At 65.4% G+C, this 14,131-nt stretch carries 13 protein-coding genes; 3 read left to right on the forward strand and 10 right to left on the reverse strand.

The window, feature by feature from the left end:
- Positions 1-13 precede the first annotated feature (13 nt).
- From holB to mltG, 3 genes are read right to left on the reverse strand one after another with little or no spacing between them, the layout of a single operon-like run.
- Entirely contained in the window at positions 14-1,027 is a 1,014-nt protein-coding gene (gene holB / locus AC07ZH_RS14275) for a DNA polymerase III subunit delta' (RefSeq protein ID WP_495200302.1), read from the reverse strand.
- Entirely contained in the window at positions 1,024-1,701 is a 678-nt protein-coding gene (gene tmk / locus AC07ZH_RS14280) for a dTMP kinase (RefSeq protein WP_495200303.1), read from the reverse strand. The genes holB and tmk overlap by 4 nt, the downstream gene beginning before the upstream one ends.
- 12 nt (positions 1,702-1,713) lie before the next feature.
- Positions 1,714-2,694 carry an endolytic transglycosylase MltG gene (mltG, locus tag AC07ZH_RS14285; RefSeq protein ID WP_119107597.1) on the reverse strand — a complete coding sequence of 327 codons (981 nt, stop codon included), beginning with the start codon at positions 2,692-2,694 and terminating at the stop codon, positions 1,714-1,716.
- 47 nt (positions 2,695-2,741) lie between these two features.
- On the opposite strand from mltG, the gene ygfZ reads away from it, so the two are divergent.
- Positions 2,742-3,659 (forward strand): CAF17-like 4Fe-4S cluster assembly/insertion protein YgfZ, encoded by a 918-nt coding sequence (gene ygfZ / locus AC07ZH_RS14290; protein ID WP_495200304.1) that lies wholly within the window; start codon positions 2,742-2,744, stop codon positions 3,657-3,659.
- Here ygfZ and AC07ZH_RS14295 read toward each other — a convergent pair.
- Genes AC07ZH_RS14295 through AC07ZH_RS14305 form a run of 3 tightly spaced genes read right to left on the reverse strand, consistent with a single transcriptional unit; the run spans position 3,643 to position 6,370 of the window.
- Entirely contained in the window at positions 3,643-4,515 is an 873-nt protein-coding gene (locus AC07ZH_RS14295; protein ID WP_495200305.1) for a YbgC/FadM family acyl-CoA thioesterase, read from the reverse strand. The genes ygfZ and AC07ZH_RS14295 overlap by 17 nt on opposite strands.
- 11 nt (positions 4,516-4,526) lie before the next feature.
- A complete protein-coding gene (locus AC07ZH_RS14300) occupies positions 4,527-5,447 on the reverse strand; it encodes an alpha/beta hydrolase (RefSeq protein ID WP_495200355.1) in 921 nt (306 codons plus the stop codon).
- Positions 5,448-5,491: 44 nt separating this feature from the next.
- Positions 5,492-6,370: a 2-keto-4-pentenoate hydratase gene (locus tag AC07ZH_RS14305; protein ID WP_495200306.1), complete on the reverse strand. Its 879-nt coding sequence runs from the start codon at positions 6,368-6,370 to the stop codon at positions 5,492-5,494.
- Between the two features lie 59 nt (positions 6,371-6,429).
- Between AC07ZH_RS14305 and gbd the strand changes: the two genes are divergently transcribed.
- Complete coding sequence (gene gbd, locus AC07ZH_RS14310; protein ID WP_119107593.1) at positions 6,430-7,566, forward strand: 4-hydroxybutyrate dehydrogenase; 1,137 nt, start codon at positions 6,430-6,432, stop codon at positions 7,564-7,566.
- A 22-nt stretch (positions 7,567-7,588) separates the two neighbouring features.
- Here the strand turns inward: gbd and AC07ZH_RS14315 are convergent, their stop codons facing one another.
- The 4 genes from AC07ZH_RS14315 to AC07ZH_RS14330 form a co-directional block, all read right to left on the reverse strand.
- Positions 7,589-8,443, reverse strand: a complete 855-nt coding sequence (locus tag AC07ZH_RS14315) for an HDOD domain-containing protein (RefSeq protein WP_495200307.1) — start codon at positions 8,441-8,443, stop codon at positions 7,589-7,591.
- 99 nt (positions 8,444-8,542) lie between these two features.
- Complete coding sequence (locus tag AC07ZH_RS14320) at positions 8,543-10,918, reverse strand: Tex family protein (RefSeq protein WP_495200308.1); 2,376 nt, start codon at positions 10,916-10,918, stop codon at positions 8,543-8,545.
- 62 nt (positions 10,919-10,980) lie between these two features.
- Positions 10,981-11,802: a sensor histidine kinase gene (locus tag AC07ZH_RS14325; protein WP_495200309.1), complete on the reverse strand. Its 822-nt coding sequence runs from the start codon at positions 11,800-11,802 to the stop codon at positions 10,981-10,983.
- Positions 11,803-11,838: 36 nt separating this feature from the next.
- Complete coding sequence (locus AC07ZH_RS14330) at positions 11,839-12,543, reverse strand: response regulator transcription factor (RefSeq protein WP_245960516.1); 705 nt, start codon at positions 12,541-12,543, stop codon at positions 11,839-11,841.
- Positions 12,544-13,106: 563 nt separating this feature from the next.
- Here AC07ZH_RS14330 and AC07ZH_RS14335 point away from each other — a divergent pair.
- Positions 13,107-14,129, forward strand: a complete 1,023-nt coding sequence (locus AC07ZH_RS14335) for a hypothetical protein (protein WP_495200310.1) — start codon at positions 13,107-13,109, stop codon at positions 14,127-14,129.
- Positions 14,130-14,131: the final 2 nt, after the last annotated feature.

The following is a 14,131-nucleotide window of genomic DNA, read 5'->3' on the forward strand; positions in this document are numbered from 1 at the left end:
GTGGGGGTACTGCTCATGGGGTATTTTTGGCGGTGGCTGCGGCCGAGTGTAGGACGTTTCTCGCCTGCGCGACAAGCGCCTCCAGCATCAAGGGAACCACGAAGGGGTGGTCGGCGGTACGGTTCGCTTGCGCCAGTTCCTTGCTCCAGCGCGCCAGGACGGCAAGACCCGGCGGCGGCGGCAAATCAGCCGTTTCGAAATAGCGCGGTGCGGCGCCGGTGCTCACGACCTGCAGGTCGTGGCAGAGCTTTTGCAGCGCGGCAATGGCCTCGCCGGGGTTCCAGCCTTCCACGGCACGCACGTCGCCCCGCTGCATGGCCTTGGGGAAGGCGGCCCAGGCCGCCGGGCTGGCGCCGGCCTTGGCGAAGTTCAGTGCATCGTCTGGCCTGCCACCGGCGGCGCGCAGCAGCACCGCGGCCACCTCGGCTGCGACGCCCTGCTGCGCCAGCCATTGCAGCACCTGCTCTTTCGGTGGCCAGTGCAGCGCGTGCGCCATGCAGCGGCTGCGGATGGTGGGCAACAAGGCATGGGCTGCTTCGGTGGCGAGCACGAATCGGGTGTCGCCGGCGGGCTCTTCCAGCGTTTTCAGCAGGGCGTTGGCGGTGATGGCGTTCATCTGTTCGGCCGGATAGACCACCACCACCTTGCCACGCCCGCGCGCACTGGTGCGCTGGGCGAACTCTACGGTGTCGCGCATGGCGTCCACGCGGATCTCGCGGCTGGGCTTGCGCTTCTTGTCGTCGATATCGGCCTGGGCCTTTTCGGGCAGCGGCCAGCCGCGCGCGAGCATGTCCGTCTCGGGCATCAGCACCGCCAGGTCGGCGTGGGCGTGCACGCCAATGGCGTGGCAGCTGGGGCACTGGCCGCAGGCACCTTCGGCGCCAGGCGCTTCGCACAGCCAGGCACGGGCCAGCTCCATCGCCAGCGTGAACTGGCCCAGTCCCGAAGGGCCGTGCAGCAACCAGGCATGGCCTCGCTGCGCCAGCAGCTGTGTGCGCTGGCTGGCAAGCCAGGGCGCTGCGCTCACTTTGGCCCTCCGTTGGCGGCCACCATGATGGCCAGCCAGCCACGGCGCACCAGGGCGTTGGTGAGCTGCTGCCACACGGCGTGGCGCGATTGCGCCCCATCGATGCGCACAAAGCGCTCTGGCGCGGCCTGGGCGCGGGCGGCATAGCCCTGGGCCACACGCTCGAAGAAAGCGGCATCCTGCGCCTCAAACCGGTCGGGTGCGCGTGCCAAGGCCAGGCGCTCAGCGGCGACCGCAGGCGCCACGTCGAACCACAGCGTGAGGTCGGGTTCAAGCATCAAATCAGGCTCTACCGCAATGCCTGTCTGCACCATGCGCTCCAGAAGTGATAGCGTTTCCAGGCTAAAGCCGCGCCCGGCGCCCTGGTAGGCAAAGGTGGCGTCGGTAAAGCGGTCGCACAGCACCACCTCGCCGCGCGCCAGGGCGGGCGCAATCACCTGGCAGATATGGTCGCGCCGGGCGGCAAACACCAGCAGGGCTTCGGTCAAGGCGTCCATGGTGCGGTTCAGCAGCAGCTCGCGCAGCGACTCGGCCAGCTCGGTGCCGCCCGGCTCGCGCGTGCGCACCACCGTGCGCCCCTGGGCACGAAAGGCGTCGGCCAGCGGCTCGATGTGCGAGGACTTGCCGGCACCATCGATGCCCTCGAAGCTGATGAATAAACCTCTGGTTGCCATGCGGTACGTTCCTTAATGGCCGCGCTGGTAGCGGTCGACGGCGCGGTTGTGCTCTTGCAGCGAACTGCTGAAATGGCTGCTGCCATCGCCCCGTGCCACAAAGTACAGCGCCTGGGTGGGTTCAGGCCGCACAGCGGCAAGCAGCGAGGCCTTGCCGGGCATGGCGATCGGCGTGGGCGGCAGACCTGGGCGGGTGTAGGTGTTGTAGGGCGTATCGGTCTGCAGGTCGCGCTTGCGCAGGTTGCCGTCAAAGCGCTCGCCCAGGCCATAAATCACCGTGGGATCGGTCTGCAGCAGCATGCCGGCGCGCAGGCGGTTGGTGAACACCCCGGCCACCAGGGCGCGGTCGGCCTCACGCCCGGTTTCCTTCTCGACGATGCTGGCCAGCACCAGGGCTTCATCGGGCGACTTGAGCGGGGTGTCGGCGGCGCGCTGCTCCCACGCAGCGGCAAGCTGCCGGTCCATGGCGTGCAGGGCGCGGCGCAGCACCGCGAGGTCGCTCGCGCCTTTGGCGTAGGTGTAGGTATCGGGGAAAAACCGCCCTTCGGCCGCCACACCGGTGCGGCCCAGGCGGTCCATCAGTGCGGCATCGGTCAGGCCGGCGCTGTCGGGCTTCAACTCGGCCTGGGCCAGGGCGGCGCGCACCTGGCGGAAGTTCCAGCCCTCGACGAGAGTGAGCGCGCGCAGCGTTTCATCGCCGCGCACCAGCTTTTCCAGCAGGCTGCGCGGTGTGGTGCCGGGCAAGATTTCGTAGTTGCCTGCCCTGATCAGCCGGCTTTGGCCCGAGAGGCGAAACCACCAGTACAGAAGCCGCGCATCGGTGTGCACGCCAGCGGCTTGCACATCGCGTGCCACGCCGCGCGGGGCCGTGCCGGGCTCGATGGCCAGCTCGACAGCCGCGTCGCCCATGGGCAGCGGCGCGTGCAGCCACCACGCAGCCGCCGCAGCAAGCGCCAGCACCAACAACAACAAACCTTTGAAAGCGCGACGCACAACCCTGCTACCTGCAATGAATGGGAGCCCGGAATGATAATTGACGCATGACAACCCCCTTTGATGGCATCACCCCCCTGCCCCACCTCGGCGTGATCCGCGCCGAAGGCGATAACGCCGTGAAATTCCTGCACGGCCAGCTCACCCACGACTTCGCCCTGCTGGACCTGCAGCATGCCCGGCTGACCGCATTTTTGTCGGCCAAGGGCCGCATGCAAGCGAGTTTCATCGGCTTCAAGCGCAGCCCCACCGAGGTGCTGTTGGTCTGCAGCCGTGACCTGTTGGCGCCTACGCTCAAGCGCATGTCCATGTTTGTGATGCGTGCCAAGGCAAAGCTGAGCGATGCCAGCGAAGAGTTCCTGCTCTATGGTTTGGCAGGAAGTGCTATTGAAAAAGTAGCTGGTAGCGAAATGCAGACAAGCGCTAAGGCCGATTTAGGCAATATTTCCGTCATCGGATTGCCGCCCGCCGGCGCCGTGCCCCGCGCCCTGTGGGTCGCACCTGCCGGCACCCCTGCGCCCGTGGGCACGCTGCTGCCCGAAGGCCTGTGGGCTTGGGGCGAGGTGCAAAGCGGCGTGGCGACGCTGACGGCGCCGCTGGTCGATGCTTTCGTGCCGCAAATGCTCAATTACGAATCGGTCGATGGCGTGAGCTTCAAGAAAGGCTGCTACCCCGGCCAGGAGGTGGTGGCGCGCAGCCAGTTTCGCGGCGCCATCAAGCGGCGCGCGTTCATCGCCCATGCCGATGGCGTTCTGGAAGCAGGCGCTGAGGTCTTCAGCGCAACGGAACCCGAACAAGCGTGCGGTGTGGTGGCGCAAACGGCTCCTGCGCCCGGCGGCGGCTGGGACGCCATCGTGGTACTGCAGCTCTCTGCCGCCGAATCCGGCGCTCTGCATGCCGGCAGCGCGGACGGCCAAGTCCTTCGATTGGGCACCCTGCCCTACACGCTCAAGGACGACCTGTAACCAGCGCGCGCTGCATGGGCACATGCGGCAGACCGGCTTCTTCGCAGCGCGGGCCGTTCACCGCAAAACCGGCGCGCTCATAGAACGCCTGCGCATTCGCCTGGGCATGCAGCACCACCTGGTGGTCGCCGCGATCGGCTGCGGCCTGCACCAGGGCGTCGAGCATCTGCCGCCCCAGGCGCCCGCCGCGCAGCGCCCGGTGCACGGCCATGCGGCCAATGCGCGAGACGCCCGGTGAAAGCACGACCAGCCGACCCGTGGCCACGGGCTGGGAGAGCCGGTTCGTCACCAGCGCATGCAGCGCCGTCGCGTCCTGCCCGTCCATTTCAATCGCGGGCGCTATGCCCTGCTCATCGATAAACACGGCCTGGCGCACACGTGCAGCGCGCTCGCCCAGATCCTGCCAGGCGCCCAACTGGATGTGCGTCGGGCTCTCGCCGGCCTCGAACCCGGCAAACAGCTCGCGCAGCAGCGGCGGCACCGAAATGGGCCGCTGGTTCGCAGGGTCGGCAAACACGTAAATCAGCTCGCCCGACACCAGCAGTTGTTCACCACGAAAGATGCCGCCGTCGAACTGCACCGAGCTATTGCCCACACGCAGGCAGCGCAGGCCGATGGTCAGCAGATCGCCCTCGCGCGCCGACGCGTGGTATTCGAGCGTGGCTTTTTTCAAATACATCTCGCCGCCGAGCTGCTGCATGGCGTCCTCGTACGGCAGTGCCAGCGCGCGCCAGTAGTCCGTCATCGCCGTATCGAAATAGGTCAGGTAGTGCGCGTTGAAGACGATGCGCTGCATGTCGATTTCGGCCCAGCGCACGCGCAGACGCGACTGGCAACGGTAGTCTTGCAATGGCATGGATGGCTTCCTTACACAAGATTGAACGCAGCGCGCAGCGCAGCTGCCGCGTCGGCATGGGCGGTGCGTGCCGCAGGGATGGCGCGGCCCATTTTGATGAATTCGTGCGTGACGCCGCGGTAGATTTCCAGGTCCACTGGCACCCCGGCAGCGCGCAGCTTGTCGGCGTAATCAATGCCCTCGTCCACCAGCGGATCGCATTCGGCCAGGCCGATCCATGCCGGCGCGACACCTTCCACATCCGGGGCGAGCAGCGGTGCAAAGCGCCAGTCTTCACGCTCGGCCCGGTCGAGCACGTACTGGTTGAAGAACCAGGAGATGGCGGGCTCATCAAGCACCAAACCATGGGCGAACTGCTTGTGCGAGGGCGTGTCCTGGTGCGCAGCACAACCGGGGTAGAAGAGAAGTTGCAGCGCCAACGGCAGGCCGGCGTCGCGCGCCAAGATGGCATTGACGGTCGCCAGCGTGCCGCCCGCACTGTCGCCACCCACTGCAATGCGCTGAGAGTCCGCACCCAGTTCCTGCGCGTGGGCCGCCAGCCAGGTGAGCGCGTCCCAGGCATCATTCGACGCCGTGGGAAAGCGGTGTTCGGGCGCCAAACGGTAGTCGAGCGACACCACCATGCAGCCGGCCAGCCGCGCCAACTCGCGGCACAGAATGTCGTGCGTGGCGCTGCTGCCAATGGTGAAACCTCCGCCGTGCAGGTACAGCAGCACCGGCAAGCGTGCAGCGCGCGAGGGCGCCACCAGCCGGGCTGCCAACTGGGCACCATCCCGTGTCGGAATGGCCAGCGTTTCTACCCGCTCCATCGCGGCGCGCGGCACTTCGAGAATGTCGGCACCCAGCGCATACGCTGCGCGCGCCTGCTCGGGAGACAGCGTGTGCAACCGCGGTCGCCCTGCACGTTCCATGCGTTCAAGCACGCCGCGCATCTGCGGCGCCAATCGGCTGGCGTGAATATTGGGGTGCGCCTGGGTCACTTGAAGGTCACGCGCACGGGTTGAGCGCCCGGCAGGCCCTGGTAATTGGCCTGTACGTGCAGGCCTGCCTTGGGCGGAAGCAGCGGCGAGAAAGAGCCCAGGCTGAGCAGATCGCCCGGCTTGAGCGTGATGTTTTCTTTCTGCAGCGCCTCGGCCAGCCAGACCACTGCGTTGAGCGGGTGCTCCAGCAGGTCGCTGCCCTTGCCGCCACCGAGCAGGTAGCCCGAGCCATCCGTGAGCGTCACCTGCATGTCGCGCAAGGCGTCCAGCATGGCGTAGCGCTCAGCGCGCGTCACCGGCACGGGAATGGGCGTGCCGGCCACACCCAGACGCGCGCCGACGTTGATCGCACTCACTGCCGCGCCGTTGAGCTTCGGAGGCGCCTGCACCATCAAATCGGGCAGCTCGATGAAGGGAATGACCTGGTCAATCGCCTCCAGCACCTCCATGGGGGTGCGCGCGTGGTTGATGCTGGCGCTCTTGACCCGCACCAGCATGTCGGCCTCGTACAGCGGGCGGGCGCCAAAAGCAGCGGGCACCTCAGCGCCGCTTGGCAACACCATGCCTTCGTACAGCTTGCCCCACACGGGTTGATCGGTTTGGAAACGTTTTTGCACAGCGGGGTTGGTAAGTCCCGCTTTGTAGCCAATGACCTTGCCCATCTTCTGCGCCAACAAGCTGTTGAACTTGGCGCGCGTACAGGCGCCATCCGCATCCGAGAGACCTTCGGGGTTGGCGGCGGGCGTGCGTGCGGCGTAGTGCTCGGCCATTTCTGCAACTTGCACATCGCTCAGGCAGGCGGCATGGGCCGATGTCGCCGCGGCGACGCCAAGGGCCAGGGAGGCCAGGGCGATGAGGGTTTGCTTGCGTGGCATGCGTGTCTCCCGGTTGTAAAGTGTGTGGGTCTATCGTAGCGGGAACGCCTCCAATCGCCATGTCACTCATTTACTACCTTACCCAGATTCAGTTCGAGCATGGCGCCGTGCGCCTGCTGCGCCAGGAATGCGAGCGCGTGGGCATCCAGCGCCCGTTGGTGGTGACCGACCCAGGCGTCAAGGCGGCCGGCGTGCTGCAAACGGCGCTGGATGCGCTGGGCGACCTGCCCGTGAGTGTGTTTGACCAGACGCCATCCAACCCCACAGAAGCTGCTGTGCGCGCGGCCGTGGCGGTGTACCGTGCCGGCAACTGCGACGGCCTGGTGGCGGTAGGCGGCGGCTCGGCCATCGACTGCGCCAAGGGCATTGCCATTGCCGCCACACACGAAGGGCCGCTGACGCACTACGCCACCATTGAGGGCGGCTCGCCCCGCATCAGCGAACGCGTGGCGCCGCTGATTGCCGTGCCCACCACCAGCGGCACCGGCAGCGAGGTGGCGCGCGGCGCCATCATCATCGTGGACGACCACCGCAAGCTCGGTTTTCACTCCTGGAACCTGCTGCCCAAGGCCGCCATCTGCGACCCCGAACTGACGCTGGGCCTGCCGCCGATGCTCACCGCAGCCACCGGCATGGACGCGATTGCCCACTGCATGGAAACCTTCATGTCGGCGGCCTTCAACCCGCCCGCCGACGGCATTGCGCTCGATGGCCTTGAGCGCGGCTGGGGCAGCATTGCACGGGCCACGCAAGATGGCAGCGACCGCGAAGCGCGCCTGAACATGATGAGCGCCAGCATGCAGGGCGCCATGGCGTTTCAAAAAGGGCTGGGCGCGGTGCACTCGCTCAGCCACAGCCTGGGTGGCGTGAACCCGCGCCTGCACCACGGCACGCTCAACGCGATGTTCCTGCCGGCCGTGGTGCGCTTCAACGCCGAGGCGCCTTCGGTGCAAAAGGACCGGCGCCTGGAGCGCATGGCCGGCGCCATGGGGCTGGCCTCGGCGAGCGACATCCCGGACGCCATCCGCGACATGAGCGCCCGGCTGGGTCTGCCCTCAGGGCTTGCCGCCATGGGCGTGACTGAGGATCAATTCGACGCGATCATCAAAGGGGCCATGGCCGACCACTGCCACAAGACCAACCCGCGCGTCGCAACGCCTGATGAATACCGCGCCATGCTGCGCGAATCGCTCTGAAAGCACCAATAAGAGCGAAATACTAGACTAGGTAGTCCAGCCCGGCCGCCTCGGCCTCGGCCTCGGTATCGAACTTGGGCGCACTCCAGTCGATCGGGTCCTGGTGCAGCACCATGTCGATATCGAGGCCCAGCGGCAATCCCACCTGGTCGGGGAAACTCACCGCCAGCTCGCGCTCTTCGAGCCCTGCTTCGCGTGCGCGCACCCGCCAGGCGGCCAGATGCAGGATGCCGGCAAGCGGCTCGTAGGTGTCGTTCTCAAAGGGCGCGTGCTGGTAGTTAAGCGCATCCACTACCGCCTCGGGCAGTTGCCAGCGCCGGGCCAGCGCACCGCTCACCCGGCCATAGCAAAAACCGAAGATGCGCGATTCCAGTTTGGCGCGGCGCAGGTCCAGCGGCGCCACCAGCGTGTTGAGCGATTGCGCCCGCTCCGGGTCACCCAGATGGATCACCAGTTCGCCCAGGCCGTGCAGCAGGCCGGCGGTGTACGCCGCCGCCTGGTTGTGGTGCACGTGACCGGCGAGCGAACGCGCCAGTTTGGCCGTATGCAGGCTGTAGCGCCAGAACTGCTGCATGTTGATGCCCGGCACCGAGCGCGACGTGGTGCCCAGCGGCGCGGAGGCAACCAACTGGCGCAATTGCCCGGTATCGGCCAGCGCCAGCGCCTCTGGGAGGCCGGCGACCTGGCGCGGGCCGCCGAATTCGTCCGAGTTGGCCAGGCACAGCAGGCGCGCAGCCAAGGCCGGATCGGTGGCAAAAAACTGATTCACCCGCCGCAGATTGGGTTCGTCCTGTGCCAGCTCGGCCATCAGCAGCGCAACGGCGCGCGGCAGGCTCGGGAACGCTGGTGGCGAGGCCAGCAGTGCATTCAAATCCATGGGATCGGCGCTGCGTTGGTTGGGACGCGCTGATTATCCACGGCAGCACATCCGTCAGTTCAAGCGGGTGACCCGTAAAGCCGCCAAGACTGTCCTGCCTCAGCGATTGCGCAGTTTGGCAAAGGCCGACGCCATGGCTGAGGGCGCCGCCGCGTCGCGGCTGCGCGGCGCGTTCTGCCCACGCCCTGCCCCCTCGAACCGGTTTTCACGCGGCCCCCTGGCGCCGCCCGCCCCCGATGGGGCTTCGCCGAGCTTCATCGACAGGCCGATGCGTTTTCGCTCAATGTCCACTTCCATCACCTTCACGGTGACGATGTCGCCGGTCTTGACCACTTCGCGCGCGTCGTTGACGAACTTGTGCGCGAGCTGGCTGACGTGGACCAGTCCATCCTGGTGCACGCCCAGGTCGATGAAAGCGCCGAATTGGGCGACGTTGCTCACCGTGCCCTCCAGCACCATGCCTTCGCGCAGGTCGCGGATATCGTCCACGCCTTCGTTGAAACGCGCGACCTTGAAGTCCGGGCGCGGGTCGCGGCCGGGTTTTTCCAGTTCGGCGAGGATGTCCCGCACCGTGATGACGCCAAATTTTTCGTTGGCAAACAGCTCGGGTTTGAGCGTCTTGAGCATGTCGGCGCGGCCCATCAGCTCGGCCGCCGGCGTGCCGGTCTTCGCCATGATGGCTTCGACCACGGGGTAGGTTTCCGGGTGCACGCCGGTCACATCCAGCGGGTTGTCACCCCCACGAATGCGCAGGAACCCAGCGCTCTGCTCGAACGTGCGGGCCCCCAGGCCGGCCACGTCCAGGAGTTGTTTGCGGCTCTTGAAGGCGCCATTGGCATCGCGCCAGCGCACCACTGCCTTGGCGACGCTGGCCGAGAGGCCCGAGACGCGGGACAGCAGCGGCACGCTGGCGGTGTTCAGGTCCACGCCCACCGAGTTCACGCAGTCTTCGACCACGGTGGCCAGCGTGCGCGCCAGCTCACTCTGGTTCACATCGTGCTGGTACTGGCCCACGCCAATGCTCTTGGGGTCGATCTTGACCAGCTCGGCCAACGGGTCCTGCAGGCGCCGGGCGATGCTGGCGGCGCCGCGCAGGCTCACATCCACGTCGGGCATTTCTTGGGACGCGTATTCGCTGGCCGAATAGACCGAGGCGCCGGCTTCGCTGACAACTATCTTTTCGATAGCTGGATGCGCTTGTCCAGTCTGCGCTGGAGGCCGTTTTTGCATCAATTTTATGAGCTCACCTGCGAGCTTGTCGGTCTCGCGGCTGGCGGTGCCGTTGCCGATGGCAATGAGCTGCACGCCGTGCTTCTCGCTCAATTGGGCCAGCGTATGCAGCGCGCCGTCCCAATCGCGGCGCGGTTCGTGCGGGAACACCGTGGCGGTCTCGACCAGCTTGCCAGTGGCGTCCACCACCGCCACCTTGACGCCGGTGCGAATGCCGGGGTCCAGCCCCAGCACCACGCGGGGGCCGGCTGGCGCGGCCAGCAACAGATCGCGCAGGTTGTCGGCAAAGACCTTGATGGCTACTTTTTCGGCGTCTTCGCGCAGGCGGGCAAACAGGTCGCGCTCGGTCGAGAGGCTGAGCTTGACGCGCCAGGTCCAGGCGACGCACTTGCGGATCAGGTCGTCCGCCGGGCGGCCCGCATGGCTCCAGCCCAGGTGCAGGGCAATGCGGCCCTCGGCAATGCTGGGTTTGCCTGGCTCGGGTTCGACGGGCAGCACCAGCTTGGCTTCGAGAATCTCCAGCGCACGGCCGCGAAACACGGCCAATGCGCGGTGCGAAGGGACGCGGCCTATGGGCTCGTCGTATTCGAAGTAGTCGCGAAACTTGGACACTTCGGGGTCGGCCTCGTTTTTGCCATCCACCTTTTTGCTGCGCAGCAAGCCCTCGGTCCACAGCCACTCGCGCAGGCCCTGCACCAGCGCCGCATCTTCGGCCCAGCGCTCGGACAGGATATCGCGCACACCGTCGAGCACGGCGGGAACGGTGGAGAAATCGGCGCCGGGCTTGCCGTCATCGAGCACCTCCGCCGGCTTGGTGAAGGCGGCCGCCTCGGCCACAGGATCAAGGGTTGGGTCGGCAAACAGTTTGTCGGCAAGCGGCTCGATGCCGAACTCGCGCGCCATCTGGCCTTTGGTGCGGCGCTTTTGCTTGAACGGCAGGTACAGGTCTTCAAGTTCCTGCTTGGTTTCGGCTTGGGCGATGGCCAGGCGCAGCGCATCGGTCAGCTTGCCCTGCTCGTCGATCGTCTTCAGTACCACGGCACGCCGGTCTTCAAGCTCGCGCAGGTACGACAGGCGCGCTTCCAGCTCGCGCAACTGAATGTCGTCCAGCCCGCCGGTGGCCTCCTTGCGGTAGCGCGCAATGAAGGGAACCGTGGCCCCGCCATCCAGCAATTCGACGGCGGCGGTGATCTGGTGCGCTCCCACCTGAATTTCACGGGCGAGCTGCTGGATGATTTTTTGCATGGAGAACGGAGTGGCAATCAGAAAAGCGGCGCAGTGTGCCACAAGGTCTTCTAGACCTTGGTTTACAGACGGCGCGCCAGCACTACCCGCAGGCAGGTGCCTCCCAGCGCCGATGGCAGGAACTGCAGCTCCCCACCGGCCTGGCGCACCCGCTCGCGCATGCTGCTCATGCCAAACCCTCCTTGCGGTGCGTTGTCCGCGCTTGCCTGGGGGAGCCCACGCCCGTTGTCGCAGACCTCGAATTGCCAGGTGTTCGAGCCCGGCAAGCGGTTCAGGGACACTCGGACGCGAGTGGCCTGCGCGTGTTGGATCACATTGCTGAGGGCTTCCTGGGCGATCACGGCCAGAAGCGGGTCGCGGGGAGCGTCCGGCAAGCTGGCGGCACCGACCTCCCACTCGATGGCAATCCCTTGCCGTGCAAGGACCGGCTGAAGGCGGTAGCGCAGCTGCGCCAATTGGTCGACGAGCGTGCGGTCCGGGTCGCCCATGGCGTCGACCAGCAGGCGCAACTCGAGCAATGCATGCTCCAGCGCGGCGCGCTGCAGGGCGTCTGTCTCCTTCGCCGGATCGAACAGGGCCAGGGCGTTGACGAGTTGCGAGCCTACGCGGTCATGCAGATCCCGGGCAATGCGCTGGCGCTCCTGCCGCAGCTCAGTACTCGGCCGAACACTGCGCCGCGGGCGCCAGCGCATCGCGCGCGGCAGTTGCACGAGCAGCAATACCAGGTGCACCGTCCCGGTGGATAACACAAGCACCCAAGTCCCATGCATCAGTGGCCCGGCCCGGGACCACAGGGTCCAGGCCACAAAGCTGGACGACGCCTGTTGCAGCAGCAGCAGGCCGAGACAAAGCAGGAGGAAGTTCAGGGGCCGGGGAAGAGACACGGAGTCTCCTTTTCGATATGCGCCGCCTGTGTACGCTCAAAACAAACCGCGAAGGGACGCAAAACGTACGGCCTGCGCGCGGGTGCGCACCTGGAGCTTGCGGTAGATATTGCGCACATGCGTATTCACCGTCATGCTGCTGATCAGCAGGCGGGCGCCGATTTCCACGCTGGTGTAGCCGCTGGCGACCAGCCTGAGCACTTCTTTTTCGCGCACCGAAAGACGCTCAGGCTCCTCTCGCGCACGCGGCGTTGGGACGGCTATTCCCGTTTTATCAAACCGCTGCAGCAGGCGGCGCGCCAGATTCGGCGTGATCGATGCGCCCCCGTTGACCACTTGCAGCACCGCTTGGGCATAGCTGCCAAACCAGGAATTCTTGCTGAGAAAGCCCGTGGCGCCCAGTTCAAAGGCACGCAGCACCTGGTCTTCATTTTCCATCACGGAAATCACGATGGTTTCCACCGACGGCCGAATGCTCTTCACATAGTCCAGCAGCTCAAAGCCCTCACCGTCGCCCAGATGCAGGTCGACCAGCAAGACGTCGAACTCGTGAAGCTTGATGGCTCGCCGCGCCTCACGCAAGCAGTCCGCCTGCGCCACCAGGAGGGTGCGCGGTTCGTTCATCAGTTCCTGCCCGATCACAAGGCGAATGTGAGGGTCGTCGTCCACCAATACGACGCGTACCGGGCGCTGTTCCTGGCCGATCATGAAATCGGGCCAGATGGACGAGGGATTGCCCATCACGGCAAATCCCCCCTGTCCCACTGCTGAATCTGCCTGGGCGGCATGCAATGGTCCGCATACCCTGGGTTGGCTGGAAAAAGTGGCCATGGCCCCCTCCAATTGCGCTTCTTGGCTCGCAAAAAAACTTCGATTTATGGGCGCTGATACTGCATTGCAAATCTCTACGGGTTTCACCAACCTCTGCGCACACATTCACACGCTTGAACACTAAAAGAAACCGAAAGAAACGTCTAGCGGCAAAAACGGCAATTTATATACGTTGCACGCCTTACATATAGAAACTACCGACCCTGCTTACTCTGTTTGTTGTAGCAAGGCTGGTATCTCATACGACTGTTGTACAGGGAAATGCAGCCAAGGTGTTGGAAATGTCTCACCAAGTTACGCTACGTCAACCTAGGTATGGAAGCAAGCGCGGGCCGGGCCCAGACTGATCCCGACAGAACACACAGGGCTTCCCCAGTTCCACTTCGTGTAACGGCCCGGGTGTCCTGTCAAGCCAGATCGGTTGCGGAGGGACTGCAATCGGTACTCTGGTCAGCACAACTGAAGGAACTGTCATGAAAACACTTGCTCTGTTCACACTCACCGCTCTCGCGTCCGCGACAGCCTTTGCCGCCGGCCCGACTCCGACCGCGGCGGCCAAGATCGAAATCAGCGGAATGTCGATCCAGCACACAGGCGTAGACAGTAATGCGACTGTGTCCAACACAGCCAACGCCTACACCACTGCCGTCCAGAACCTCTCGAGCAACAAGGGCGACATCACCATCGCGGGCTATTCGAACCAGACCACCGAAGTGAATTCGGGTGGTCAGGTCATGAACAAGGCCGTGAACCCCGGAGACATCGCGGTTCAGAGCATCGCATCCAACGTGGGCAAGGTCGAGGTCAAGAAAGGCGGCTCGTCCAAGCAGGATGCCACCATCAACGGTTCTGTGACGAACACGGCCAGCGGTGCCGGGTCGGTGGATAGGTGCGGTGGCGTGGACTGCAGTGACGCTGCCCTGGCCGTGCAAAGCCTGTCCAGCAACGTGGGCAACGTGACGATCGCTGGTGAGAGCACCCAAAGCACCAATGTTGGCGGCGGTAGTTCCGTAGACAACAAGGCGACGGGCGCGGGAGCCGTTGGGATTCAGTCGCTGGCTACCAATATCGGCACCGTGGCGATCGATGGCAAAAGTCATCAGGCGGTTGGTCTGATGAGGACCACCGTCACGAACTTCGCCAATGGTGCTGACACGACCGCGGTGCAAAACCTGGCCAGCAACTACGACGGCGTGAAGATCATGAGTGGGGGCCACTCTGACCAGGCTGTCACCGGCTACGGCGGCACCATCAGCAACGAAGCCAATGGCAGGTCCGCTCAGGCCTTCCAGAACCTGTCGTCCAATTTTGGCGACGTGACGATCTCCGGGTATTCCAACCAATACACGCACGTAAGCGGCACGGTGGCGAACCTGGCCAACGGTGTGAAGAGCCTCGCGGTGCAGAACCTGTCGTCCAACGACGCCTGCGATCCGCCGAACTTCAAACTGCCTGACTGCCCCACCGGCTATTGCGGCTGGGGCCGACCAAGCTGAGG

The sequence above is a fragment of the Simplicispira sp. GW247-4R2A genome (assembly GCF_059424465.1).